This is a genomic window from Micromonospora sp. DT201 (genome assembly GCF_049841575.1).
Classification (GTDB): Bacteria; Actinomycetota; Actinomycetes; order Mycobacteriales; family Micromonosporaceae; genus Micromonospora.
This window is the reverse complement of record NZ_JBNCKP010000023.1, coordinates 42,176-65,215: the sequence shown is the minus strand read 5'-3', so window position 1 is coordinate 65,215 and position 23,040 is coordinate 42,176. Positions and strand designations below refer to the sequence as shown.

The following is a 23,040-nucleotide window of genomic DNA, read 5'->3' as shown; positions in this document are numbered from 1 at the left end:
CGCATGACCGAGCGACCGCCGTACCTGGTCGAGAGAAACCCGGGGTACGTCGAATACCAGCTACCGATCTCAGTCAAGCTCGTTATCGATCACCACGGCCGGGTGCCGCTGTTGCGCAACGAGCGCGACGAGTGGGAGCTGCCCGGCGGCAAACTCGAGGTCGGCGAGACGCCCGAGGACGGCGTCTGCCGGGAAGTCGCCGAAGAGCTCGGGCTGACCATCACGAAGGTCGACATCATCGACTCCTGGGTCTACGTGATCACGCCGATCCGGCACGTGTTCATCGTGAGCTTCGGCGCCACCTACGTCGGCGACGAAGCCCTCGTTTATTCCGCTGAGCACAAGGAACTCGGCGTGTTCACGTACGACGAGGTGCCTCATCTGCACATGCCTGAGCCCTACAAGCGGACCATCCAGCGCTGGCGTAAGCGCCGGCTGACTTAGCGGGTCCGGTTGCGCCAAGGTCGGCGCGTGGACCACCGTTGGGTAGCGGCTGTCGTAGGCGCGCTCGACGTGGATGGGCCGGCATACCCATCCTGAGCGGGGCTGCGTAGGAGCGTGCGCTGGATGTCCTTCGCCACCACAAGAGCTGCCGGGGTAACCGTTGCGCTATCAGATCCACTTCGAGAAGGAACTGCCCGCCGAGGCGCTACGGCGATTCCTGAACGAGGACTACGGCATCTCACCGGGCGCGGTCTACGTCGGGCGAATCGAGGACCGGGCAGTCGACGACCCGCGGCCGGTCGCCATGCTCAATCCTCCAGACGAGGACGAAGGATTCGGCTGGATCCTGACCGGCGGCACCGAACTCGCCGACGCCACCGGTCAGGGGGAGCGAGAGTTGGCGGCGACCCTGGCCCGCACCTTCGGCGTGCGGGCACTGGTCGACGACGGCAGCATCCACCCCGACCGGTGGTTGCTGGTCAGCACCGACGGCAGCAGCGGTCGGGTCCTCACCGATGAGGATGCCGCCGCCGACGGCGACCTGCGGATCGTGCACGCGCTCGAACCGATCAGCGGAGAGCCGCAGCTCGCCGTCGTACCACCGCCGGACTGGGCCCGCGACTGGTGACCAGCACCCATGTCCTGCTCGCACACCAGCGGCGACACCGCATTTAACTGACGCGTCCATCGCGCCTGGCAGCGGAGATGAAGTCGGTCCATGCCTGCGCGGTGAAGGTGAGTAGCGGTCCCCTGGAATCCTTCGAGTCGCGGACGGCCACGACCCCGGAGAGGTCCATGGCGACCTCGACGCACGCGCCGCCGTTGTCGCCGCTGCGCGTGCTCTTGCGCCAGGTGGCGCCGGTCAGGTCAGTCATGCCGCATCTCCCCGGAGATTCTCTTGATCATGTCAGTCGATTCTGCCTCGTCGAGGGCCAGCGCATCCAGCCCTCTCCAGACGCGTTCATATGCGGCCAACTCGTCGGGCTTGTCGAGGTAGAGCGCCCCTGTCAGCGACTCGCTGTAGACGACCGACGGTTCCGGGGCAGCCCTGCCGCCCTTGGTGGCGGGGAAATCGAGGATCATGAAGGTGCCGGCGACGGCACCGGGCTGTGGTCCGGCGGCTAATGGCAGCACCCGGACGGACACACTTGGCAGTTCTGTCAGTTTGAGCAGATGGTCGAGCTGTGCGGTCATGACGGTCGGGCTGCCGACCGTGCGTCGAAGTACCGCCTCTGACAACACCGACTCCAGCCGTGGCGCCACCGGGAGTCGCCGGATGAGGAGTGCCTGCCGCTGGAGTCTCACTTGGACGGCGCCCTCCCGCTCCTCGTCGCTGAGCATCCTGCCAAGCCGGAATAGCGCGTCGGCGTAACTCTTCGTCTGCAGGATCCCGGGGATCAGCGACTCGTCGAAACCTCTGAGCCGGGAGGCGGCAGATTCCAGCCCTACGTACAGCTCGAACCAGTTCGGCACCGCATCGCCGTACGCGTGCCACCAGCCCTTCGACTTCGTCTCCGCGGCGAGCCCGCGCATCGCCTCGGTCATCTCAGGCGACACCCCGTACAGCTCGCACATCGCCTTGACGTCGAGCACCCGGACGGAGCCTTGGCCGCACTCAAGGCGCCAGATCTTCTGCCGGCTGTATTCGAGGGCCTCGGCGGCGGCGTCGAGCGTCACCCCGGCCTCGTTGCGGAATTGCCGCAGCAGCCGGCCGAGTTGCCGGCGCGGCACGGTCGATCCGATGTCGTCGGGCATCCGCACACTCCCTGGTTCCAACACGCAACACTGCGTGACCTGCTCCTGCAACTCATACGGGTTGCAACAAAGAAAGTCAATGCACAGCAGCGAAATTGCGGTGTAGAACGTTGCGCTTCCACTGCGGACTGTCGCAGGCTGATCACAGCACGGCGGCCGGCCGGTCCCCCCGGAACGGTCGCCGTGCTTCCCCGAACACCCTCCGCCCCTGCGCATCAGGAAGGCAGGCAGACATGAACGCCAAAAACCAGCGAGCAGAGCCGCTGAGCGGTGGCGCGACCTACCGCTTCAGCGCGTACACCAGTCTGCTGCCGTGGCAGGTGCGCGAGCGCCGCTTCGCGCCGACCGGGCTCGGGCGTCGCGGTCTCAACCCCGACGACGTGTACGCCTTCCTCGACCGGGTCGCCGGCGACATGGCCGCCGTCTACGCCGCGCTCGCCGAGAGCCGCCGCGAGACTGCCCGGATCAAGGCCGGGCTGCGTCGCTGGCAGACCGATCAGGCCCGCGCCCGCAACGAGGGGGACCACACCCAATGAGCCAGCGGTACGTCATCCACCTGCCCGTCGTCGCCAACGACCTGGCTGCCGCGCAACGCCTGGCCCGGGTCATCGGCCGGTGGATGCTGGTGCTGCCGATGGCGGACCCGGGGGAGACCACCGTCTCCGAAGAGGACCAGCAGTTCCTCCGGCACCGGGTCTTCTGCGACCTGCGGCTGCCTGGGGGCCGGCGCTGCCTCCTCCGCGAAGGCCACGACGGCGACTGCTCCCGTCGCTTGCGGCGGTGAGGTCAGCCGTCTCCGCCCGAGCGCTGGATCAGGTGCTGCACCCACCTGTCGAACTTGCTGCTGGCCCCGCCGAGCAGCCCGGCCAGATCTTGCTCGGTAACCAGCCCACGGTCGGTCAATGACGCGACGAGGCTGCGCAATCGCCGGTGGTCGTCGGCCTCTGAGGGCTCGACCGGGCCGCTCGTGCCGACGTGCCGTTGCAGGTCTTGGAGGATGTCCATCATCTGGGGCAGCGTCTCGATGATCTGTGAGAGGCCGGCCTCGTGCGGGCTCGACGAGCCACGCAGGTCCTGCAGGGTCAGGGCGACCGACATCGGGGTGACGATGTCAGCGTCCGTGGTGATTGAGTCGATCGCGCGGCCCAACTGCTCCTTGGCTGAGTGCACGCTGTCCAGGTCAGTGTGGTCGACCAGGATGGTGCGCATGCCCTGCACGTCGAAGGGGAGCTGCTGCTCCTTCGCCATCAGCTGCACGAACGGCTTGCGCAGCGCGTGCCGGACGGCCAGCTCGTAGAAGACGTTGGCGTTCTGGTCGGTGAGGTCGGCGATGACCAGGTCGTTCTGGATGATCCGGTCGAGCACCTGCGAGGTGATCAGACCGGCGCGTTCGATCTCGTCGCCCCGGATCGCCTGGAATCCTCGCGCCTCGACCACCGGGCGAATGACGTGCTTGAGAATCTGGTCGCTGCGTCGGCGGATCTCGGAGTTCTCCGGGCCGATCGGAGCAATCACGAAGCATTCGCGGCGGGTCGGCTGCCCGTTGGCGTCCCCCATGCGGCACAGCGTAAAGCAGATCGGCAAGCCTCGCTGTCACGCCGGCCGTGCCCCGGCCCGCTCTCGATCCCAGTGGGCCCGGTGTGCGGCGAGCCGTCTATCGGCGTCCGCCGCGGCTCCGGCGGCGACGGGTTCGTGGGCCCAGCCGTCGAGGACCGGTGCCATGCCGTCGACCAGGTGCCGGCCGACGGTGGTCAGGCGCGGCTGCGCCATCAGCTCCTGGACGGTCTCGGCGGCGGCTCGAGTCCAGCGGACGAACTCGACCTCGGCGTGGTGCCGGGCTGCCCGGTGCTGCTCGACAAACCGTTGACGGCGCCAGAAGCCGGCCACCCCCAGGTGGGCGTAGGCGCCGTGCAGGAGACCCTCCAACGGTCGGGGGTCGGGCCGCCATGGCGCGTAGAACAGGTCTTCCGGACCCGGATCCACCAGCGGGAACAGGTCGATCAGCGCGGCCAGCTTCAGGTGCTGGACCTCGTGGGCGAGGGTGACCGCCGCGGAGCGGGCATCCGGCGGCAGAGACATCGCCACCGATCCGAACGCGTGTTGAAACGTGCCGCTGCGTAGGCCGGCACGGGGGGTGGCGAGCGGCACCAGGGCGCAGAGTGCTGCCGACACCTCCTCGGCGATCGGCCGATGTTCGTCGGTGAGCAGGCGCCACGCCCCGCGTAGCCGGTGCTGCCACCGACCCGGGTCGGTGACGGGGCCGGTGATCGGCTGGGCGCCGCGCTCGACCGTCGTCGGTACGTGCCGCCACGTCCCGGTGTCCAGCAGCAGCCGCAGCGCGAGCCCACCGTGGGTGGCGCGCAGTTCGGGGAAAGGCCGCCACCGATGGTCGGGCGTGTGGTCGTACCCGATCATGGTTCGCTGCCCGGCGCAGCGCACCTCGGCGCGCCCGTCGGCGCACCGCACCCCGGCGCGGGTCGCCGTGGGGTCGACCCGCAGGGTGCCGAGGCCGGGCAGGTCCAGCCGGCCCGGAGTGGCCGGGTCGAGCGGCACGTCCAGGTCGGCGTCCGCGCGGGCCCGCACCGCCGCAGCCGCCGCAACCGCCGCGAGCAGACCGGGGTACGCCGCCGCGTGTTCGCCCCGGCGTAGCAGCGACGCGGTGCCGACGGCCCAGGCCGCGACCGGCGGGTGGCCCCACGCCGTGTGGCGGTGGGACCGGTCCAGCCCACCCACCAGCTGGTACGCCGCCTCGACCGCCGCCCGGTCCGGATGGTTCACCCGGTGCGTGAGCACCATGACTGCCCGCATCAGCAGCAGGTTCTTGCTGTGCTGCGCGGCCTGCAGCAGCTGTACGGCGGCCGGACCGCCCCGGCCCGTGGCGAGGTCGTCGAGGACGGCACGCGGCAGCAGATGCCCGGTCGGCGTCACCGGGCACCCTCCCGCAGCGTGGCGACGTCCCGGCGCACGGTGCGGCGGATGTGGTCGATGAGCCGGTACAGGTCGGCGCAGTACACCGACGGGTTGTCGAAGCCGCTGCCGGCGCGCCAGCGATGCGTGTAGAGCCCGCCCCCGCAGACCAGATGCAGATCGCAGGCGCGGCACTCGGCGGCCAGCGTGGCCACCCCGGCCTGTTGTGCCCGGACGCCCGGCTGGTCGAGGGCGGCGTCGAAGGTGTCCCGGTCGACGTGCAGGCCGGTGTGCCCGGCACCGGCGTGGACGGCGCCGAGGGTGTCGTCCATCTCGATCGCGCCGTCGGTCTCCACCACCGCGACGGCGACTGGGCTGACCCCCACCCCCGCGAGGCGGGAGGAACCGCCGAGCAGGAGTTGGATGATCTCGTCGAAGAGGCGGATCCGGGTCTGTTGCCCTCGGTCGGCGTACCACTCGTCGAAGATGGCGGTCAGCCAGGCCGCGTACGGGGCCTGCGCCGGGTCGGGTGGCCGGCCGGCGGGCGGTGCGGTCCAGGTGCCGTGCGGTAGCAGGAAATCCACCACCGGTGGGCGGTGCGTCAGCAGAGCACGGTATGTGGTGACCGGGTCGTTGCGCAGATCGACGGTGCACAGCAGCCCGTTGAACAGCCGCCGGTACGACCCGGTGAGCCGGTGTAGCGCGGCCTGGACCCGATCATGGCTGCCCCGCCCGTCCGGCCCTCGCCGGTGCCGGTCGTGTGCCGCGCGGTCCCCGTCGAGGCTGACGCTGACCCGTACGTCGAGCCGGTCGAAAAGCCGTAGGAAGGAGTCGTCCAGGCGGACACCGTTGGTCTGCACGGTCACCCGCGCCGGCACCGGGGCGGCACCCCGCCGCAGCAGCTCGACGGCCCGTTCGATGCCGGAGACCCCGGCCAGGAGCGGCTCCCCGCCGTGTAGGACGACGCGCACCCGTTCGAGCCGATGCCGGCGGGCGTGCTCGCCGATCCGCTCGCCGGTGCGCGTCAGCGTCGCCGTCGACATGGACCGGGGCCGGGACCGCCAGCGCTGGTCGGCCATCGTGTAGACGTAGCAGTGGTCGCAGGCCAGGTCACAGCGGCTGTGCAGCTTGACCACGAACTGTCGGAAGGGCACCGGGCGCCCCGGTGGTGCGGCGCGGAGAACCGCGCCGAGCGACGGTCGATGGCCGCCAACGGGTCCGGGCATCAGATGCTCCGCCGTCCTGTCGATCACCGGTCAGGCCACCTGCCAGAATGGAGCATACATCGACATGCGACGTTCCGCGTGCCGCCGCCGACGAGCCGGTGCCGGGGTGGTCCCGTCGTACCTGGTCCGGCCGCCGTCCGGCTGTCGGCCGAAGGTGGGGCGCACGGTTATCATGAGCACACTCAGCGGATACGGCCACCAGTCGATGTCCGGCCCGGCGGTGCGGCCGGCCGGGCGGGGGCGCGACACGGAGACAGGCGGTGGTCGAGGATGGACACCGGTGAGGACGACTTCCGTTCCGAGCTGATCGACCTCACCGAACTGGACTTCGCCGAGTTGGACGCTCTGCCGGGCACTGTCCTCTTCGCCGCGTTGCGGCGGCTCGATCACCGCGCCGCCACGCCCGGTGACCAGTATGCGGGCTTCGAGAGTGCCCTCGATGGCGACGACTGACCCCACGGGCGCCGCGTCCGACGCGGCGACCCGCACCACCGCCCGGGCCGGGGGAGAGCCATGAACATGAGCAGGGATGAGACACCGGGTGCGGCCACGATCGTCTCGTTTGTGTCGCCCGGCGACGACACCGGCCGCAGCAGCGCGGTGGCCAACGTCGCCTGGATCCTCGCCGGCAACGGCAAGAAGGTGCTCGCCGTCGACTGGTGTCCGAAGACCCCTCGGGTCTACGACTTCCTGCGCCCGGTCCAGGTGGATGCCGTCCCGGCGGCGCGGGAGTTGGGCGACGACCTCGCGGCCGTGCTCACCCCCGCACCCGACGTATCACCGGTGCCGACCGCGACGGTGGCCGCACCGGCCGCGCCCGAGCAGGGCACCCTCTACCGGTACGCGGTGTCCGGCTCGACGGCCAGATTCGCCATGGTCGGTCTCGGCGCCACCGCCGGCGGCCCGCCCAGCGGGGATGCCGCGCGGATTCGACAACTGCTCCAGCAGGCCGACTACGACTACGTCCTCATCGACGCCCCGGTGGACCTGAGCGAGTCGGGGATCACCCACAGCGCCGTGCTCAGCGATGTCGCGGTGGTCTGCATGCCACCTCGTCGGCTCGCGGTGCAGCAGGCCGCCGCGCTCGCCAAGGAGTTGCAGCAGCGGGCCATCGGCGGAATTCGGGTGCTCGCCGCGCCAACCCTGCACGAGGTCCCGGAGGCGGGGCACGGCGAGTCCCGCGACTACGTCCGACAGGCCTTCGCCTGGCTGCTCGAGAGGCCGAACGGTGACGCCAACGGTTCCGCGGCGGTCGGGATCGTCGAGGTGCCAGGGCGCAACTACGACACGTTCGAGGACGTGCTGTCCGTGCTCGCCGACGAGTCGGACGACGCGAGCAGCCCTCTGTCCGCGTACGAGCGGATCACGGAGTGGGTCACCGGAGGTGAGGTCACCCGGGCGGCCACCGTGCCGGAGCGCCTCCGTCGACGCTACCGGCGTGCGGTTCTCTTGGAGCAGGCGGAGAGCCTCGGCGACATCGTCGTGGCGTACGACCCGGTCGACCGGCCGTGGGCGGACTGGATCGGTGGACAGCTGCGCCGTACCGGGGCACGGCCGCGCCTGTGGGCGGTGCGCCCCCGCGTCGAGTGGGATTTCGGGCCGGACACCACCGTGCTGGCGGTCCTCTCGCCGGGGCTCGCCGACACGTTCGGGGAGAGCCTGACCGGGCTGCGCTCGGGGGCCGCAGGCCCACCGGCGGAGGTGCTCGGCGTGCTCGTGGCGGGCGAGTCGTGGGGTGAGCCGTTCATCCCCGAACGGGTCATCGACCTGCGGGGGGCCGAGGCGATCCGGGCACAGTCGTTGCTGTTGGGGCAACTTGGTCTGATCGCCCCCGCCCAGCCTGCTGGCGACCTGCGGAACGTGCCGCGTTTCCCGGAGGACTTCGAGCGGAGGGTGCGCTTCAACGTGCCGCCGCGTAATCCGTCGTTCGTCGGCCGGGACGACTACCTGGAGCGGCTACGCGACCACCTCACCCGCGAGGACGGGCCGGTGACCCTCACCGGCGGGGCAGGGGTCGGCAAGAGCGAGTTGGCCCGGGAGTTCGCGCACCGCTTCGCCTACGACTACGACGTGGTCTGGTGGATTCCCGCGCAGGACCGGGAGAGCGTCCAGACTGGGCTCGGCGCGCTCGCCGACGAGATCAAGGCGGTGGACAGCACCGGGGCGGCGGAGGCTGCCCTGGAGGCGCTCGCCGCTCCTGGTGGCGCCTTTCAGCGTTGGCTGCTGATCTACGACAACGCCGACGACGCCAACGTGTTGACGGGTCTGCTACCGCGCGCTGGCGCGGGCCACGTGGTGATCACATCCCGGGACGACGGCTCGTCCGGGCTGCCGGCCCCTCTGGAGCTCGCCGCCTTCACCAATGACGAGAGCGTCGCCATGCTGCGCCGGGTGCTCGGCATCGGCACCGAGGACGCCCGGTCGATCGCGGTGGCGCTGGAGCACCTGCCGTTGGCCCTGCGCCTGGCCACTGCCTGGATGCGTCAACGTGTCCTGCGGCTGGAGCGGGGCGGGGTGCCCAACCTGGAGGCGGTGGGCCAGGGTGTCCGGGAGTTGCTGGCCGCGCTGGAGTGCCAGCCCGACGAGGACCTCGGCGAACGGATTCCCGGGTCGCACACCTCCAGCGTGGCCCGGGTTCTCCGGATCACGCTGGAGGCGCTGCGCGCCACCCCGTTCGGGGAATTGGCCATCAGGCTGGCCGAGCTCAGCGCGTTCCTCTCCCCGGAGGGCATCGGGCTGCCCCTGCTGCGGTCCACGTCGATGTTGACCCAGCTCGCCGCCGCGTCCGGCACGGACGCCGACAAGATGCTGCTCGACGCCAACGAGGTGGACCTGGTCCTGACCGTCGGCGCCCGCTTCGCGCTCTACGAGGTCGACTGGGGGCGCGGGTCGGCCCTGCGGATGCACCGCGCCATCCAGGTCCTGCTCCGGGAGGGCATGCCCGAACCGGAGCGGGAGGAGCGGCACCGGCACGTCCTGCACGGGCTCGCCGGCTACGCCCCGACCGATCCGGAGGCCGACGACGACCGTTACGCCGACGTCTTCGAGGAGCTGCAACGACACGTCGTACCCGTCGGGGCGTTGATGTCCGACGACCGGCGGGTCCGGCACTGGGTCGTCAAGCAGGTGCGCCACCTTTTCTTGTCCAACGACAGCGATGCCTGGCGCTCGGCGCTGCTGCTGGCGGTGGCGGCGTGCGACCGGTGGGAGCGCGGCGACCAGATCGACCAGTTGACGATGCGACTCTTCGCCCAGACCGCGAACCTGTACCGGGCGCTGGGCGACTATCAGGAGGCGCTGCGGCTGGACGAACGGGTACTCAGCGAGCAACGCCGCCGCTACGGCCTGAGCCACTTCAGCACCCTGGTCGCCGGTCGCGGACGCGGCGGCGACCTACGCGGCCTGGGCCGATTCGAGGATGCCCTGGTCGAGGACCAGGCCACCTTCAAGGGCTTCCGCGAGGTGGTCGGCGACGAGCACCCCAACACGCGGATGGCGGTGAACAATCTTGGGATCTCCTTCCTGCTCAACGGTGACGCCTCGGAGGCGCTGCGGTTGGCCCGCCAGGAGCGGGACCGCCGGATGTTGCTGTTCGGTCCGGAGGACCCCCGGACCTGGCGGGCGTCGTGCCAGGTCGGCACCTGTGAGCGGGAGGTCGGTGAGTACGATCTGTCGCTGGCCACCCTGCGGGAGGCGCTCGCCCGCATCCACGAGCTGCCCACCGGCCGCCTCCTCGACGAGCTGCGGATCAATCGCAGTCTCGCCGTCACCGAGCGCCGCCTCGGCCTGATCATCCCCGCCAAGAAGCGCAGCACCGAGGCGTACCGCGGCTATGTCGAGCACCTCGGCGAGGACCACCCGCTCACCCGGGGCAGCCTGCTCAGCCTCGCGGCCGACTACTACCGCACCGGCGACCCCGGGATCGCCGTCAAGCACGCCATGCGCTGCCTACGCGGTTACGAGCGCAAGCTGGCGCCGGGGCACCCGTTCACCGCGATCTGCTCGGTCAACCTGGCCCTGTTCCAGCGCGGCACCGGGGAGTTCGACCAGGCGGTCCGGAACGGCGAGCGCGGCCTGCGCTCCCTGCGGGGGAAGCTCGGCGACGCGCACCCCTGGACGCTGGCGGCAATGACGGGTCAGGCCGGACACCTGGCCCTTGCAGGTGACCCCGACGGCGCATTGTCGGTCCAGAAGGAGGCCTACGGCACCTCCGTGCGCTACCTCGGCCATGGCCACCCGGTCAGGCAGGACGCCGTGACCAACCTCGCCGCGATCCGGGCGCTGCGTGCGGGCGCACCCGAAGACGCGACACTGACCGACACCGACATCGATGTGCCGCAGAGTTGAGGGAGTGACCTGGTGACGGATCCGGAGCTGCACGACGCCCTGGTCGAGGAGTCGGCCGAGCAGGACGTCCCGGGTTTCCTCAAGAAGCGGGACCTCTGCCGGGGCCTGCTGCTCAGCGGCTGCGGCGTCTACCACGTCGCCCACTACACCACGGGGGTGCTCGACTTCGCGTTGGACCTGCTCGCCCACCCGTCCGCCACCTCGGCGAGCGACGACGACGAGGCAGCCCGGTCACAGCGTCGCGAGGTGCACCGCCGTGTTGGTGCCCAATTGGTGTACCGAGTGAGCGAGCTGCATCGCCGGCTGGGGGAGCTGCACAGCGGGGGGCTGATTCGCATGGTCCTGCAGACCCGGTCGGGTCTCGTCTTCTGCAACTCGGTGGTCGGCAACGAGCACGTGGTCGGCTTCGCCGTCGTACCGAATGCGGACGGTGAGCCGGTGGCCGACCCGACCCGGGTGAGCGCGGTCGACCGGGCTGCCGCGCAACTCGCCACTGACCTGCGCCGACTGCTGCGCCAGCGATCGCAGAATCCCGGCGGCTGGAACGCCGACACCGACGGCGAGGCGACACCGGTACCGGTGTCGAAGGAAGACCTCCGGCCGTACGTGACCGGCTCGCCGATGCCCGAGGGGGATCTCCCAGCGGCGCTGCAACCGGCGGGCCTGCACTACCTGAGCCACCACCGGATGGGTGAGCAGACAGCGGCCGTCGACATCCTCGACCACCACGACCTGGAGGCGTTCTTCAACCGGGGCATCACGGTGGCGGATCGGCGGGACCGCTACCAGCGCCTCTCCGGTGACCTGTCGCTCCTGGCCATGCAGGTCGGTCGGGACCTGCGCCGGGCCATCGACGGGGACATCACCCGGCTGGTCCTCGACGTGGAGATGGGCGCGATCTACTACTACCTGCTCTCCCCGGACGACTATCTGGTCGGCATCACCCTGGACCAGGACTCGGTCGCCCGCGCCGATGCGGAGATGGCGACGGTCGCCCGACGGCTGGCCGTGCCGGCCTGAATTGTCCGGCGGGTTGACGTGGTTCGCGATTGAGACGGTTGTCCGGTGCCGGTACGCTCACGTCGGATCAACCAGGATCGACGCGTCGGCGGGATGGCCGTGACCGGTTTGGCGAGATCAGCGGTCGTGGTCGCCGCCGCCCTGACCGGGCTCGTGGTGGCCTGGGTCGGCGACATCGACGGGCTCGAGCGCTCCCCTGCGTACCTCCTGCTCGCTTCGGTCCTGCTGGCCGTGGGGCTGGTCGGCAGCACCCGGGACATCAGCCTCGCCGAGGTCCGCACCCACCTGGGCACCGTGCTGCTGGCCGTTACAGTCGGCGTGGTCGCCAAGGCCGCGCTCATCGCCGGCGTGATGGTGCTGGCGTTCCGCAACCCCGCGTTCCTGGTCCTCGGTGTGGCCGTCGCCCAGATCGATCCGCTTGCGGTGGCCGCGATGAGCCGCCCGGACCGCACGTCCGCCCGCGCCCGCTCCATCCTGTCGATCTGGGCGTCCTTCGACGACCCGATCACCGTGCTGCTCACCGTCTACGTATCGGCGTTCGCCCTGGACCTCAGCGGATCAGACGGCGGCGCGCTCGCCGGCGCGATCAGCGACCGGCCGCTGGACCTCCTGGTCGATCTGCTCGCCAACGTGGCCTTCGCCGTGGGCGCCTGGCTGCTGTGGCGGCTACTGCTCGTCGCCGGCCTGCGGGAGGACAATCGCCGCCCGGTCCGCCCCGGCGTCCGGTCGGCACTCAATTGGCTGGCCGTGGCGCTGCTGATCGTGTTGGTCCTCTTCGCAGCCTGGCAGTTCCTCATGCTCGGTCTCGCGATTGCCGGGCTCTTCTTCCGTCCCCGGCTCGGCCCTGTCGTCGGCCGGTCGACCCAGGCGGCATACCTGGTCGCCACGTTCCTGCTCGGGCTGCTGCTCGTGCACGGGGTCGACATCGTTCCAGGGGTGGTGCTCGGGCTGGCGGCCGTCGCGGCCCAGCTGGTGGTGTCGCTGCCGATCACCCGTGGCCTGCCCGCAGCCGACCGGAGCTACCTCGCCTGGGGGCAGCAGAACGGCATCACCGCGGTGATCCTCGCCCTCATCCTGGAACGGGACTTCCCCGGCACGGTGGGGATCGTGGCTACGGCCATCGTGGTCATCAACGTCGTGCACGCCTTGGCCACGGTGCTGCTCGACCGACGCGGTCCCGGCGGGCCAGGGACGGCCGCGCCCGCGGACGCCGACCCGCCCGGTCCGCCCCGCATGCGGGAGGCACCACCGAGCCGCACCCTCGAACCGGACTGCTGACCCCGACCGGCGATGCTCAGCCGGCAAGCAGCCCCTGGCGGACCCGACCACCCAACCCGTCGAAGACCGACCGCGCCTGCGACCAGGTACGCGACCGCTCGGCCGGGTCCGGCCCGTCCTCAGCGCCCGCGCCGGGGGCCGCCAGGCCGCTCAGAATGTCCAACTGGAATAGCGGCAGGTATTCGGCGATCCCGTCGTAGGTCTCGCAGAGAAGGTCCAGCTGTTCCAGGTCCGTTGGCTGAGGATTCGCGCGATGGCCGCCATACCACTGCTCGACCCCCTCCCGGAACGCCTCAAGCAACCGGCGGAGGACCACCGACGTGCCGACCGCCCGCTGCACGTCCCGCGACCGCAGCAGCGACCGTAGCGCCTGCCCGCCGTCGGCACCGGCGACGGTCGCCGTGCGATGCGGGGCGAACGCGTCCCGCAGCCGCCGCTCGAAGCCCGTGAGTTGATCCAGCGCGGTGGTGGCCTCGACGAAGACCCGGGACACCCGCCCCGGGAGGGCGGACGTCAGCTCCGACGCCGCGCGGTGTCGCTCCGGCGCGACGCCCAGCCGCCCCGCCGGGCCGCTCAGGTCCTGGTGCAGCTCGCCCCGGATCTCGTCGAGCTGGTACGACAGCTGCTCGATGGAGCGCTGGGTGTTGCTCTGCTGCCGGTGAATTCGCTCCACCCGCTGCCGTACAGAGGTCAGCGCGTCCGAGCCGATCGCCTGCTCCAGCCGGCGCATCAGAGCCTTGACACTGCCGGAGAGATCCTCGGCGAACGACTGCGGGTCGTGGACGATCGGCTCGACGCTGAACGTGCCGGCGAGTTCTGCGGCGAACTCCGCGGGCAGGTGACCGACGACGACCAGGACCGCCTCGCTGTCCGGGACCGCCGCCCGGATCGCGACAACCCTCCCGTTGAGTTCGTCGACGTCCTCGGCCTTGAGGACCGACTCGGTGAGCAGCACGCAGCAGCCGGCGTTGCGCTCTTCCACAGGTATCCAGAAGTCCACCGGCAGGTCACGCATCGACCCGACCAGATGGTCCCGCTGGTACGACCAGCCGTCCTGGGTGAGCACCCGCCGTACGTCGGCGGCCACGTCCTGCCGGTTGGCCAGGTCGAACTGGACCCGGACCACCTCCCGGACCATGGTGTGAGTGACCGGCGTGCCGGCTTGGGCGGCGCGCTGGAAGAGGTGGTAACAGAGCCGGATCACCCGCCGGGGCACCCCGTCAGCCAGATTCGCCAGGTATTCGGTGGTCTCCACGGTGAACGGCGCGAGCCGTGCCTCGCCGAGCGCCCGCAGCTGGGTCTGGCGGATGAAGGTGCGGACGTCGTCGCCGGTGAGCGCCGACATCCGGGTGATCGGCCCGATCCGTTGCCGCACCTCGGTGCTGAGCAGGTGCAGCATGTCGGGCAGCCCGGCGATCACCAGGAACGCGCCAGCGGTGGTAAAGACCCCGAGTAGCCGATGCAGGCGGGCCATCGTCTCCTGCCCCGGCCGCCCGCCCGCGGTGAGGATCTTGTCCAGCTCGTCGAGGACCAGGACGAATCGTTCGTGTCGTCGCCCGTACAGCAGGGCCAGCACCCCCATCGCCTCGACGGCGGTGGCCTCCACGTCCGCGCTGGGAGTCACACCGGCGGCGAGCAGCGTCGGCGCCGGCGGGTGACCCGACAACCAGTCCCAGGCGACCGCCTCGGTGGCCGGGTCGAGCAGCATCGCCAGCGCGGTGCCGAAAGCCGGGTCGGTGGTGACCTCCGCAAGCTCCTCGCGCAACCGCAGGACCAGTTGGTCGGTCGCGTCCGCAGCGGCGGCGTTCCCGGAGTCCGTCTGGTATCGGGTCAGCAAGTCGCGCACGGCGTCGCGGGACAGCCGACTGAGGAAGCGCCGGTGCAGTGACAGGAACGTGTCGCCCGGCGCGTCCAGGTAGATCGCCTGACCGGCGACCCCGGTGACCCGTCTGGCATGGGCCAACAGCTCGACGGCGAGGTGCGTCTTGCCCATGCCGTAGTCACCCACGACGGCGACGACCGCACCGTCGCCGGTGCGCAGATAGTCGTCGATCTGGTCGGTCGCGTCGCGGATCGCGGCGGTGACCACCGTGCTCGCGCCCGTGCCGTGCTCCGTCACCCGGGCCACGGCGGTCGGCGAGAAGGGATTGACCGGGCCTGCCGCCGGTGGACCTCCGAATGCATCCATTTCCGTGATCCTCCGGTAGCTCCGGTCCGGGTGCCAGATGTTCGGTCAATGCGAGGCCGACTCGATCGTGCGCCCCTCCGACCCGTCTTGCAATCGTAACCCTCGGTGGCCACCGAAAGGGGCCGGTACCGACCCGATTACTGCGGTTCCTACCTGCGAAAAGAGCCGATCAGCCCGGGTGCCGTTGGTCCGGTCGGATCGACTGCATCGAATACGACGCGGGATGGCCCGGACCGGGTGCGAACGGGATCGGTCTGGGTGTGCGCGGCGCGGACGGTGTGCACCGGGCCGCGGCAGCGGACCCCGACGTCGGCCGGGCCATCGACGACCGGATCGACAAGCTGGCGCAGTTGGAGCACGAGCGGTGGTGTCAGGAACGACGGGGAAAGGGCTGGGTGTACGGCGAGCCACGCGACGACACCCGCCGTCGGCACCCCGCACTGCGACTGTGGGGCGAACTGTCGCCGGACCTTCAAGAGATGAATCGAAACGAGATCCGCGCGTGACCAGGAACACAGGCATCGCCGAGGAAGAACCGGTCAGCCACGTGCTGAGGTTCGCCGAGCCGGGCGAGAAAGCTGTTCTGGTGCGCCGGGCGATCACAATGGTCGAGGCGATCAACCGGCTGAGCAGTGGAAGGCAGGCTGGTCAGTTGAGCACGGCGCTCATCATCACTGAGACCGGCCGGAGGACAGACAAGCCGCTGCGGCTGGTCGCCCCTACGACCTTCCCCTGCTGACCGCCGCCCTCGCCCTTACGTGAGCATCTGTAGGTGAAACGGCTGCGCCGCTGGTTCGGTACTGAGAGTCCGATCCAGCGGCGCTGCTAACGGAACTGAAGAGGGCTAGCCCGCGAGCGAGCCCAGGCTGAAGCCGTCGAGCTGGTTGATGAGCGCGTCGTCGCGGGTCACCTCGTAGCCGCGTTGGCGCAGTTCGGCCACCAACTCGCCCTCACCGGCGACCGCGATCTCAAGGTAGTCGCCGTTGTGCACGGTGACCTGGCGCTTGCCGTACCGGTCCTGCAGGTCCTGCGGCAGCACCGCGAACGCCCGCTCGGTGACCATGGGCGGCCAGTCTCCGTCCTCGACCGCAGCCACCTCGGTGATGTTGAAGGGCTTGTCGTCGGCGTACCCGTCCTGCGGCTCGTGGTATTCCGGGCCGGCGGGGTTCGACAGGTGGGTCATCCGGACCTGCCGGGCCTCGCCCCACGTCCGCGCGGCGGCGAGCGCCTGGATTTCCGCGGCCTCTTCGGTCGCGGTGCCGGCATCGGCGAAGGCGAGGCAGCCGTGCGCCGTGGAGTGGCCGTAGACCAGGTGCTGGTGTTGCGTCGTCATGGCGCACATCCTGCCTCAGACGTACGACTTCCAAGATCGTCTTACGGTCGGGGCCCTCTCCACCGGTCGGTTGACCGCCAGGCTGGCCCTCCCTGGTCTCGTCACCGGGCCTTCGAGGAGGAGGGTCGCCTCACCCATGGCTGACGAGAGTCAGCACTCGTATCGGTAACAGGCGTAAGTTGGGTCGGGCGCGGCACGATGAGCGAGGTTTCTGGCCGATTCAGCCGAGGCCGTGCTCGTCCGGCCCCGTGTTGAGGACCCAGGCGAGCGGCATGGTCGCACGGGCGACGTACCGGTCGCCGTCGAGACAGTGCATGGTGACGGTCTGCGCCGCATCTTGGTCGACCACCCAATATTGGGGATGCTCGCGGCGGCGTATTCACTGCGCTTGGTCACCGTGTCGACACCCTCGGAGCCGGGTGAAACGATCTCGATCACAAGGAGCACGTCGGCGACCGGTAGCCACACACCGTCGGCCTGAGCCTTGCTCCAGACGACCAAGTCGGGGATGCGTCCGCCGACGCTGCCGTCACGGCCCGGTATGCGTAGCCCGACTGCTTGGGCAATGTGTTCCGCTGGGACGCCGCCCTGAGCGAGCCACACCATGAGTCGGGTCGCGGTGATCGCGTGGCTGTAGCCCGGCGGCGGCAGAAATCCAGACGACTCCCTCGGGGCTGATTTCGTACCGGTGGTTTTCGTCTGCGGCTCTCATCGCCGTCAGGCCGTCGAGCGTCATGACCGGGGGCATGTACCTGCCAACCGCCTCTGCGCCCATGGGCGCGCATCGTAAGGCTTCACCCTCTGGCTTCCTCGGTGGTGGGACGGTGCCGCCCCATCGACTACTCGGCATCGCTTGGTCCGGGGAACCCGGCTGAGTAGGTCGCGTCCACCAATTCCTGGAGATGGCGAATGACGACGACCTTGTGTTCGGTCTCTGGCAGTTGCCGCTCGCCAGCCGTCACCAGCCCATCGCGCCAGTGGCTGACGATCTCCCGCTTTGTTGCGGCGGGTAGGTTGTCGAGCCACAACGACCCGAGGTTGTTGTCGACGATCTCTTGCAAATGGTCGGCCGCCTGCCTGTCCGTGAGGCGGGGAATCAGGAACTCCAGCGTCCAGTCGAACAACCCGCCTGTCGCGGTCCAGTCGACGCCGGGTTTCAGCACGATGAGGCCAGCCATTAGTTCCCCCTCACGATGCCGATCTTCACCCCCGACCGCGCGAGGCTGGCCTGCAATGCACGCGTTCGAACCGAGTCGCCCGGACGTTAGGTCACGAGGCGGTAGTCGGGGATGCCTCGGTTGCGTTCCTCGGTCGGCTCGTCCATCGATCGGGCGGTGACTCCGACTGGAATTGGTGCTCGGGAGACGTAGATGCCCTCCAGGCAGGTGTCGCACCAGAACGACACGTAGCCGTTTTCGGCGCCAGGCCGTGCCGTGAAGACGATCCGTAGGGTTCGGTGACCGCAGTTTGGGCAGGCGAGTTCTGACGTCGACGGCAACGCCAGGTAGACGACGTCGTATGCCGTCAGCCATTCATCGAACGTGGCCATCAGCGCGCTCCTTCCGGCCGGACCGGATGGTTGGTCCACCACTGTTCCTCATGCCCATAGGCCCGATCCTCGTATGCGTCGATCTCGTGCCGGGTGGCCGGGTAGGGGTGCCCCTGGCGGAGTTCGGCGACGTGGAATCGCTCATGCTCGAGCGTACGGGCCAGGTCCTCTTCGCTGCGGAAGGCCTCTCGACAGAGCATGACCGACTCATCAGGCTTCGTCAGTCCACACAACCCAGAGACACGGTTGTTGATGGTGAGCCGGAGATCCGAGATGTCGATTCCGTACTTGGAAGCAATGCTCGTTACCGATTCCAGGTTCATTGGCATCCGGGGTCCGGTCCCTCTGCCGCGAACTCTGCTGAGGGCGTCAGCGTTTGCCCCCGGGTGTCGAAGCCGTCCCAGTGCCTGCTTGAGTTTTTCGATGAGGTCGCCGAGTCGGCGGATCTCGGGGATGAGTCGGCGCAGGCTGGTCAGCAGTCCGCGTAGCAGTCGTGCGATGCGTGCACCCCAGGACGCGACAAGTGTTGTGACCTGTTCGACGACCAGTGGTGTGGCCAGTCCGGCGGTGATGACGAGTTCGCCCGCGTACACGATGAGGCGGGACACGCAGGTGGCGATGGCGTCGCGGACCAGGAGCCGGACGGCGGCCACCAGGCCGGCGGTGCCTTCGGTGATCGCGGCCATGGTGTCGGCGCCCTGGGCGAGGCCGGTGATGGCCTGCTGCTGCTCGGCGGACCAGGCCCGGTAGGCGGACGCCGTACTGCCGCCCCAACTGCCGACGTCGTTGCGGACGGCGCGAGCAAGAGTGGTGGTTTCCTCGCGGAGGGAACCCGCGACGTTGCGCCAGGTCTGGGCATGTGCGGTGATCTGCGCGGGGTCGCCGGCGAGCCAGTCCAACGCCTCGCTGAGCGGCTTGACGTGTTCGATGAGCCAGGCGATCCCGTATTGGAGGAGGGCGCCGACCGGGTCGGAGACGAAGGCGAGGGCGTCGAGGCCGGCGCTGACGACACCGAGGCTGCCGTCGATCCAACTGCCGTTGCGCACGCCCTGCGCGATGAGTTCGATGTCCTCGCAGATCCAGACGCCGGCCCACGCGCTGGGTGGGGTGTCGGACGCGGTGGCGATGAGCGGGTTCGTCGTCACCGCCGCTGCCGTGTCTGATCGAGCAGGTGGCTGGCGCGGGCGTCGGAGCCCCGGTAGCGATCCGCGCTGAGCCGGAGCCTTCCGGCGGTGTCCCGCGCGGAGTCGGCGGCCGCGCCGACGCCGTCGACGAGGGTGCGCTGCAGGCCGTCGAGCAGCACCGGCATCATCGCGCAGAGTTGGCCGTAGGCGTCGGCGCCCAACCGGACGTGCTGGCCAGCCTGCCGAGCGGTGTCGAGGCTGCCGGCGCAGCGATCGAGGCGTACGGCGTGGGCGGTCAGGTCGTCCGGGTCGACCTGGATGCCGTCAGCGGGAGGCACCGCTTGATCCCTCGGCGTGGCTCAGCCGACTGCGGTAGGAGCCGATGACGGCCTGCGCGCTTGCGCCGTCACCGAGAGACTCCACTGCTGCTGCACTGACCTGCCGGAGCAGGTCGGCGTGTGCGGCCCGGGTGGTCTCCAGGATCTGCCGGGCGGTGCCTGCCGCGGATTGTTGCCGGGTGCGCTCGTCGAGCCGAAGGTCGATCAGCAGGCCGGCTGAGTCGACGGTGACTTCGACGGTCCGGTCGACATTGCGGGCGGTGCCGGTCAGGCCCCGCATCCTCGCCGACAGCATCTTCGCCCGCTCGGCCTGTGCGGCGAGCGACGACTCCCACTCGTCGAGCCGGCGCTGCGCCGCGTCGAGCGCAGCCTCGTCCGCCCACATGTTGACCCTCCCCAAGGGACAACTACCGGCGAGGCCGGTGAGATCACCGTGACGCTATCAACCGGTGACGATGTGTGCAGGCCCCGACGTGTGGACCGCCGCCGGCCCGCGCGCCTTACGATCATGGGCATGCGGACCGAGCCCTCCGGCGTGGCCTCTGCGCTTGAGCTGGGATCGCTTCCGCTCACGCCGGACGTCGCGGACGTCTACCGCGACCTTCTGAAAACAGCGCCCGTAGCGCAGCGGGAGTTCCTGTCCACCGCGTCACCGCAGGTGGCTCGGGCGCTCGCAGGGCTGCTGACCAGCGGCGCGGTGCACCGCGACACGGCCGGTGTGCTGCACGTCCGGCCGCCGCGTAACGCGCTGGAGAGCTGGGCAGCGCAGCGGGAGATGGAGGCCGCCCGGGCCCGTGCCACGGCGGAGACGCTGTCCGGGCTCTACACGGCGGTCCACGGAACGGGGGCCGCATTCGTCGAGGTCATCGAGGGTAAGCACGCCGCCCGCGAGCTGTTCCGCCAGTTGCAGACCGGTGCCCATAGCGAGGTACGGGGTCTGGAGCGTGGGCCGTACCTGCGCGACACCGCGCGGGTCCCGGAGGAGGTGCAGTACGACGGGCTGAGTCGTGGCCTGCGCTACCGCTGCGTCTACGAGGGCGAGCTGCTGCACGACGAGGCGATGCTGGCAGCGGTGCGTTCCGCTGTCGCCGCCGGCGAGCAGGCGCGGGTCTTCCCGGAGCTTCCGCTGAAGATGATGCTGACCGACGCCGATCGTGGCCTCATCATCCTGCCGCGTGCCGGCGGCGACGACGCCGACGCGATGCTGGTGTACGGCTCCCGTCTGCTGGACGGGTTGTCCGAGTTGTTCGAGGTGTTCTGGCGGCTCGGTGCGCCGATCCACGCCACCGCCGACACCGCCGAACCGGACGCCGAACCGACCGCCGCCACACAGCGGTTGCTCGCGCTGCTCACCGCGGGCTTGACCGACGAGGCCATCGCCCGCGACCTCGGCATCAGCAACCGCACGGTGCACCGTCGGGTCAGCCGCCTGCAGGAGTTGCTCGGCGCGCGCAGCCGGTTTCAGCTCGGTGTGCAGGCCAGTCGTCGTGGCTGGCTGTGACTGGCGGGATCCTGCCATGGCTGGTCTTCGTCAACGCGGGACCACACCTGCGAAACACTCCTGGTCCAGGGTGAAGGCCATTCGATCATCCGCTCCATGAGAGGACGGGCCGATGCCCCATCCCACGACCGGGTCGCACCGCTCACACCGCGTGCGCCGGCCGGCCGCCTTCCTCGCCGCGACACTGGTCGCGGCCGTCCTGAGCAGTGGTGCGGCCGTGACTCCGGCCGCGGCGGCCACGGCCGCCGAGCCGGACACCGCCGCCCTGGCCGCGTCACTGGCCACCCAGCGGCCCTCCTGGGAGCCGTGCGGGTTGGCCGATGTCAGCCCCGAGGACGAGGCGCAACTGCGGCTGAGCTGTGCGACGGTCACGGTGCCGCGTGACTGGCACAAGCCGCGCGACGGAAAGACGATCCAGGTCCGGATCAGCCGTACCGTCGCTTCCGGCGGCGACCGCAAGGGCATCCTGATGGTCAACCCGGGCGGACCCGGCGGCAGCGGACTGTCCCTGGCACCGTACGTGGCGCGGTCCGCGCCGACCCTCGCCGAGCACTACGACGTGATCGGCTTCGACCCTCGTGGCGTCGGCCAGAGCACCCCGTTGCTCTGCTCGGTCACCTATCGCGACACCGACGTCACCAATGACCAGATCACCCAGGCCAATGTTGCCGGCTGTCGTAGCACCGAGCTGACGAAGTACATCACCACCGAGCAGACCACCTACGACCTGGACTTCATCCGGGTGCTGCTGGGGGAGCGGAAGCTCAACTACCTCGGCTACTCGTACGGCACCTGGCTGGGCACCTGGTATGCCGCGACGTTCCCGAGCCGCACCAACCGGATGGTGCTCGACTCGGTGGCCGCAGTCGGCTCGCCCACTCTGCAGGAGACCTGGGACCTGCAACCGTTCACCCGTGACCGGGCGTTCCAGGAGCAGTTGCTGCCGTACATGGCTCGTCACGACGACCTGTACGGCCGCGGCACCGACCCGATGGCGATCCGGGAGATGTTCGAGCGGGCCGGCGGCACCCGGATCGGCATGGGGCCGTTCATGTTCGGGTACTTCATCCTTGGCGCCCTCTACGACACCCAGAACTATCCGGCCGCCGCGGCAGCGGTGAACACGGTGATCCAGTACTACGAGGAGTGGAACGGCTGGACGCCCGAGCAGATTCTCAGCGCGGCGACGACGAAGATGCTCGCCGCACCGGGGATCACCGCCGACGACCGGGCGTACATCGAGCAGTCGCGGGTCACCGCCGAGGCGGCCCTCAAGACCCACCCGGGCCAGGTCCAGCTGCCTCAGGGCACCGAGGAGTACACGTACGACATCGACTATGTCTTCGAGGTGATCCGCTGCCAGGACGGGCAGTGGAACGACAGCATCGCGCACTGGAACGCGTTCAGCCGTCGCCTGACCCGCGACGCCCCGCTGGTCGCCCCGTTCCTGCAGAACCCGCCGGCCTGTGCGTACTGGCCGACGAGCAACCGGATGCCGAAGTTCGACAAGAAGACGTTCCCCAAGGTGTTGATGCTGCAGGACGAACTCGACGTCGCCACGGCGTACGAGGGTGCGTTGGCGGCGTCGAAGAAGCTGCCCGGTGTTTCGATGATCAGCGTCGACAACGAGGGCAGCCACGGGGTCTTCCCGTACTACACGCCGTGCGTGGACGACCCGGTGTACGCCTACCTGCTGGACGGTCGGCTGCCCGCCGAGACGTACACCGGGTGCCAGGCGGTGCCACTTCCTGGCGAGACGGCCGTCTTCGAGGTGGGCGGCAAGTTGACCGGCAAGGGGACGGTGCGCACCAACCTGGTCACCGACGACATGCGGGCGGCGAACCGCATGCTCAAGCGGATGCTGCGTACCGAGCCGGGCCCTTCGTACCCGGAGTAGGTGGCCGTGGTGTGCGGGCGGTGCCGGCCGCCCGCACACTCCATCGAGGCCCCTGATGCGCTTCGGTGTCGCGCGCCAACCTCTGCCGCGCCGCAGAGCAGACGCCGCCGAGAGCAAGACCCGCAGTGGGCGT

General features: G+C 69.9%; 25 protein-coding genes and 1 pseudogene. 12 read left to right on the top strand and 14 right to left on the bottom strand.

What is annotated here, in order from left to right:
• Positions 1-3 precede the first annotated feature (3 nt).
• Both ACLQ28_RS28980 and ACLQ28_RS28975 read left to right on the top strand, forming a co-directional pair.
• Complete coding sequence (locus tag ACLQ28_RS28980; RefSeq protein WP_425689427.1) at positions 4-444, top strand: NUDIX hydrolase; 441 nt, start codon at positions 4-6, stop codon at positions 442-444.
• 160 nt (positions 445-604) lie between these two features.
• The gene (locus ACLQ28_RS28975; RefSeq protein WP_425689426.1) at positions 605-1,072 is read left to right on the top strand and encodes a hypothetical protein; all 468 of its coding nucleotides are present in this window, start codon (positions 605-607) and stop codon (positions 1,070-1,072) included.
• 43 nt (positions 1,073-1,115) lie between these two features.
• On the opposite strand, the gene ACLQ28_RS28970 is transcribed toward ACLQ28_RS28975, so the two are convergent.
• Positions 1,116-1,319 (bottom strand): DUF397 domain-containing protein, encoded by a 204-nt coding sequence (locus ACLQ28_RS28970; protein ID WP_425689425.1) that lies wholly within the window; start codon positions 1,317-1,319, stop codon positions 1,116-1,118.
• Positions 1,312-2,199, bottom strand: a complete 888-nt coding sequence (locus tag ACLQ28_RS28965) for a helix-turn-helix domain-containing protein (protein WP_425689424.1) — start codon at positions 2,197-2,199, stop codon at positions 1,312-1,314. Before ACLQ28_RS28965 ends, ACLQ28_RS28970 begins: the two co-directional genes overlap by 8 nt.
• 233 nt (positions 2,200-2,432) lie before the next feature.
• Here ACLQ28_RS28965 and ACLQ28_RS28960 point away from each other — a divergent pair, with 233 nt between their 5' ends.
• Entirely contained in the window at positions 2,433-2,735 is a 303-nt protein-coding gene (locus ACLQ28_RS28960; protein WP_425689423.1) for a DivIVA domain-containing protein, read from the top strand.
• Positions 2,732-2,983: a hypothetical protein gene (locus ACLQ28_RS28955; protein ID WP_425689422.1), complete on the top strand. Its 252-nt coding sequence runs from the start codon at positions 2,732-2,734 to the stop codon at positions 2,981-2,983. Before ACLQ28_RS28960 ends, ACLQ28_RS28955 begins: the two co-directional genes overlap by 4 nt.
• A 2-nt stretch (positions 2,984-2,985) precedes the next feature.
• On the opposite strand, the gene ACLQ28_RS28950 is transcribed toward ACLQ28_RS28955, so the two are convergent.
• The 3 genes from ACLQ28_RS28950 to ACLQ28_RS28940 are packed head-to-tail and all read right to left on the bottom strand — an operon-like array spanning position 2,986 to position 6,332.
• On the bottom strand, positions 2,986-3,756 hold the full coding sequence (locus tag ACLQ28_RS28950; RefSeq protein ID WP_425689421.1) for a hypothetical protein: 771 nt from the start codon (positions 3,754-3,756) through the stop codon (positions 2,986-2,988).
• 36 nt (positions 3,757-3,792) lie between these two features.
• Entirely contained in the window at positions 3,793-5,127 is a 1,335-nt protein-coding gene (locus ACLQ28_RS28945) for an HEXXH motif domain-containing protein (RefSeq protein ID WP_425689420.1), read from the bottom strand.
• Positions 5,124-6,332: an FxsB family cyclophane-forming radical SAM/SPASM peptide maturase gene (locus ACLQ28_RS28940; protein ID WP_425689419.1), complete on the bottom strand. Its 1,209-nt coding sequence runs from the start codon at positions 6,330-6,332 to the stop codon at positions 5,124-5,126. Before ACLQ28_RS28940 ends, ACLQ28_RS28945 begins: the two co-directional genes overlap by 4 nt.
• A 270-nt stretch (positions 6,333-6,602) precedes the next feature.
• Here ACLQ28_RS28940 and fxsA point away from each other — a divergent pair, with 270 nt between their 5' ends.
• The 4 genes from fxsA to ACLQ28_RS28920 all read left to right on the top strand — a co-directional run bounded on the left by fxsA (position 6,603) and on the right by ACLQ28_RS28920 (position 12,977).
• Complete coding sequence (gene fxsA / locus ACLQ28_RS28935) at positions 6,603-6,785, top strand: FxSxx-COOH cyclophane-containing RiPP peptide (RefSeq protein WP_425689418.1); 183 nt, start codon at positions 6,603-6,605, stop codon at positions 6,783-6,785.
• A 66-nt stretch (positions 6,786-6,851) separates the two neighbouring features.
• Positions 6,852-10,679 carry an FxSxx-COOH system tetratricopeptide repeat protein gene (gene fxsT, locus ACLQ28_RS28930; RefSeq protein WP_425689417.1) on the top strand — a complete coding sequence of 1,276 codons (3,828 nt, stop codon included), beginning with the start codon at positions 6,852-6,854 and terminating at the stop codon, positions 10,677-10,679.
• A gap of 12 nt (positions 10,680-10,691) precedes the next feature.
• Positions 10,692-11,699: a hypothetical protein gene (locus ACLQ28_RS28925; protein ID WP_425689416.1), complete on the top strand. Its 1,008-nt coding sequence runs from the start codon at positions 10,692-10,694 to the stop codon at positions 11,697-11,699.
• Between the two features lie 45 nt (positions 11,700-11,744).
• Positions 11,745-12,977: a hypothetical protein gene (locus ACLQ28_RS28920; RefSeq protein WP_425689415.1), complete on the top strand. Its 1,233-nt coding sequence runs from the start codon at positions 11,745-11,747 to the stop codon at positions 12,975-12,977.
• A 16-nt stretch (positions 12,978-12,993) separates the two neighbouring features.
• On the opposite strand, the gene ACLQ28_RS28915 is transcribed toward ACLQ28_RS28920, so the two are convergent.
• Positions 12,994-15,165 carry an AAA family ATPase gene (locus ACLQ28_RS28915; RefSeq protein WP_425689414.1) on the bottom strand — a complete coding sequence of 724 codons (2,172 nt, stop codon included), beginning with the start codon at positions 15,163-15,165 and terminating at the stop codon, positions 12,994-12,996.
• Between the two features lie 260 nt (positions 15,166-15,425).
• Between ACLQ28_RS28915 and ACLQ28_RS28910 the strand changes: the two genes are divergently transcribed.
• Complete coding sequence (locus ACLQ28_RS28910) at positions 15,426-15,671, top strand: RyR domain-containing protein (protein WP_425689413.1); 246 nt, start codon at positions 15,426-15,428, stop codon at positions 15,669-15,671.
• Positions 15,668-15,904, top strand: coding sequence for a hypothetical protein (locus tag ACLQ28_RS28905; RefSeq protein WP_425689412.1), 237 nt, complete (start codon positions 15,668-15,670; stop codon positions 15,902-15,904). Before ACLQ28_RS28910 ends, ACLQ28_RS28905 begins: the two co-directional genes overlap by 4 nt.
• 105 nt (positions 15,905-16,009) lie before the next feature.
• On the opposite strand, the gene ACLQ28_RS28900 is transcribed toward ACLQ28_RS28905, so the two are convergent.
• The 8 genes and pseudogenes from ACLQ28_RS28900 to ACLQ28_RS28865 form a co-directional block, all read right to left on the bottom strand.
• On the bottom strand, positions 16,010-16,498 hold the full coding sequence (locus ACLQ28_RS28900) for a hypothetical protein (RefSeq protein ID WP_425689411.1): 489 nt from the start codon (positions 16,496-16,498) through the stop codon (positions 16,010-16,012).
• A 220-nt stretch (positions 16,499-16,718) separates the two neighbouring features.
• A complete protein-coding gene (locus ACLQ28_RS28895) occupies positions 16,719-16,847 on the bottom strand; it encodes a hypothetical protein (protein ID WP_425689469.1) in 129 nt (42 codons plus the stop codon).
• Positions 16,848-16,912: 65 nt separating this feature from the next.
• Positions 16,913-17,104 (bottom strand): annotated as a pseudogene (locus ACLQ28_RS28890) (Uma2 family endonuclease); the annotation flags it as partial.
• A gap of 233 nt (positions 17,105-17,337) precedes the next feature.
• Complete coding sequence (locus ACLQ28_RS28885) at positions 17,338-17,676, bottom strand: hypothetical protein (protein WP_425689410.1); 339 nt, start codon at positions 17,674-17,676, stop codon at positions 17,338-17,340.
• An 86-nt stretch (positions 17,677-17,762) separates the two neighbouring features.
• Complete coding sequence (locus ACLQ28_RS28880) at positions 17,763-18,047, bottom strand: hypothetical protein (protein ID WP_425689409.1); 285 nt, start codon at positions 18,045-18,047, stop codon at positions 17,763-17,765.
• Positions 18,047-19,192 (bottom strand): WXG100 family type VII secretion target, encoded by a 1,146-nt coding sequence (locus ACLQ28_RS28875; RefSeq protein ID WP_425689408.1) that lies wholly within the window; start codon positions 19,190-19,192, stop codon positions 18,047-18,049. The genes ACLQ28_RS28880 and ACLQ28_RS28875 overlap by 1 nt, the downstream gene beginning before the upstream one ends.
• Complete coding sequence (locus ACLQ28_RS28870) at positions 19,189-19,509, bottom strand: type VII secretion target (protein ID WP_425689407.1); 321 nt, start codon at positions 19,507-19,509, stop codon at positions 19,189-19,191. The genes ACLQ28_RS28875 and ACLQ28_RS28870 overlap by 4 nt, the downstream gene beginning before the upstream one ends.
• On the bottom strand, positions 19,496-19,894 hold the full coding sequence (locus ACLQ28_RS28865; protein ID WP_425689406.1) for a YbaB/EbfC family DNA-binding protein: 399 nt from the start codon (positions 19,892-19,894) through the stop codon (positions 19,496-19,498). The genes ACLQ28_RS28870 and ACLQ28_RS28865 overlap by 14 nt, the downstream gene beginning before the upstream one ends.
• Before the next feature lie 129 nt (positions 19,895-20,023).
• Between ACLQ28_RS28865 and ACLQ28_RS28860 the strand changes: the two genes are divergently transcribed.
• Positions 20,024-21,010 (top strand): LuxR C-terminal-related transcriptional regulator, encoded by a 987-nt coding sequence (locus ACLQ28_RS28860; RefSeq protein WP_425689405.1) that lies wholly within the window; start codon positions 20,024-20,026, stop codon positions 21,008-21,010.
• A 112-nt stretch (positions 21,011-21,122) separates the two neighbouring features.
• Positions 21,123-22,907, top strand: a complete 1,785-nt coding sequence (locus ACLQ28_RS28855; RefSeq protein ID WP_425689404.1) for an alpha/beta hydrolase — start codon at positions 21,123-21,125, stop codon at positions 22,905-22,907.
• The last annotated feature ends 133 nt before the right edge of the window (positions 22,908-23,040 follow it).

Bases quoted from the DNA above. Each gene is read 5' to 3' on its own strand.
- ACLQ28_RS28865 (WP_425689406.1), bottom strand. From the start codon at position 19,894: ATGTGGGCGGACGAGGCTGCGCTCGACGCGGCGCAGCGCCGGCTCGAC.
- ACLQ28_RS28885 (WP_425689410.1), bottom strand. From the start codon at position 17,676: ATGGCTGGCCTCATCGTGCTGAAACCCGGCGTCGACTGGACCGCGACA.
- ACLQ28_RS28955 (WP_425689422.1), top strand. From the start codon at position 2,732: ATGAGCCAGCGGTACGTCATCCACCTGCCCGTCGTCGCCAACGACCTG.
- ACLQ28_RS28860 (WP_425689405.1), top strand. From the start codon at position 20,024: ATGCGGACCGAGCCCTCCGGCGTGGCCTCTGCGCTTGAGCTGGGATCG.
- fxsA (WP_425689418.1), top strand. From the start codon at position 6,603: ATGGACACCGGTGAGGACGACTTCCGTTCCGAGCTGATCGACCTCACC.
- fxsT (WP_425689417.1), top strand. From the start codon at position 6,852: ATGAGCAGGGATGAGACACCGGGTGCGGCCACGATCGTCTCGTTTGTG.
- ACLQ28_RS28950 (WP_425689421.1), bottom strand. From the start codon at position 3,756: ATGGGGGACGCCAACGGGCAGCCGACCCGCCGCGAATGCTTCGTGATT.
- ACLQ28_RS28965 (WP_425689424.1), bottom strand. From the start codon at position 2,199: ATGCCCGACGACATCGGATCGACCGTGCCGCGCCGGCAACTCGGCCGG.
- ACLQ28_RS28915 (WP_425689414.1), bottom strand. From the start codon at position 15,165: ATGGATGCATTCGGAGGTCCACCGGCGGCAGGCCCGGTCAATCCCTTC.
- ACLQ28_RS28970 (WP_425689425.1), bottom strand. From the start codon at position 1,319: ATGACTGACCTGACCGGCGCCACCTGGCGCAAGAGCACGCGCAGCGGC.
- ACLQ28_RS28980 (WP_425689427.1), top strand. From the start codon at position 4: ATGACCGAGCGACCGCCGTACCTGGTCGAGAGAAACCCGGGGTACGTC.
- ACLQ28_RS28960 (WP_425689423.1), top strand. From the start codon at position 2,433: ATGAACGCCAAAAACCAGCGAGCAGAGCCGCTGAGCGGTGGCGCGACC.
- ACLQ28_RS28900 (WP_425689411.1), bottom strand. From the start codon at position 16,498: ATGACGACGCAACACCAGCACCTGGTCTACGGCCACTCCACGGCGCAC.
- ACLQ28_RS28855 (WP_425689404.1), top strand. From the start codon at position 21,123: ATGCCCCATCCCACGACCGGGTCGCACCGCTCACACCGCGTGCGCCGG.
- ACLQ28_RS28940 (WP_425689419.1), bottom strand. From the start codon at position 6,332: ATGCCCGGACCCGTTGGCGGCCATCGACCGTCGCTCGGCGCGGTTCTC.
- ACLQ28_RS28880 (WP_425689409.1), bottom strand. From the start codon at position 18,047: ATGGCCACGTTCGATGAATGGCTGACGGCATACGACGTCGTCTACCTG.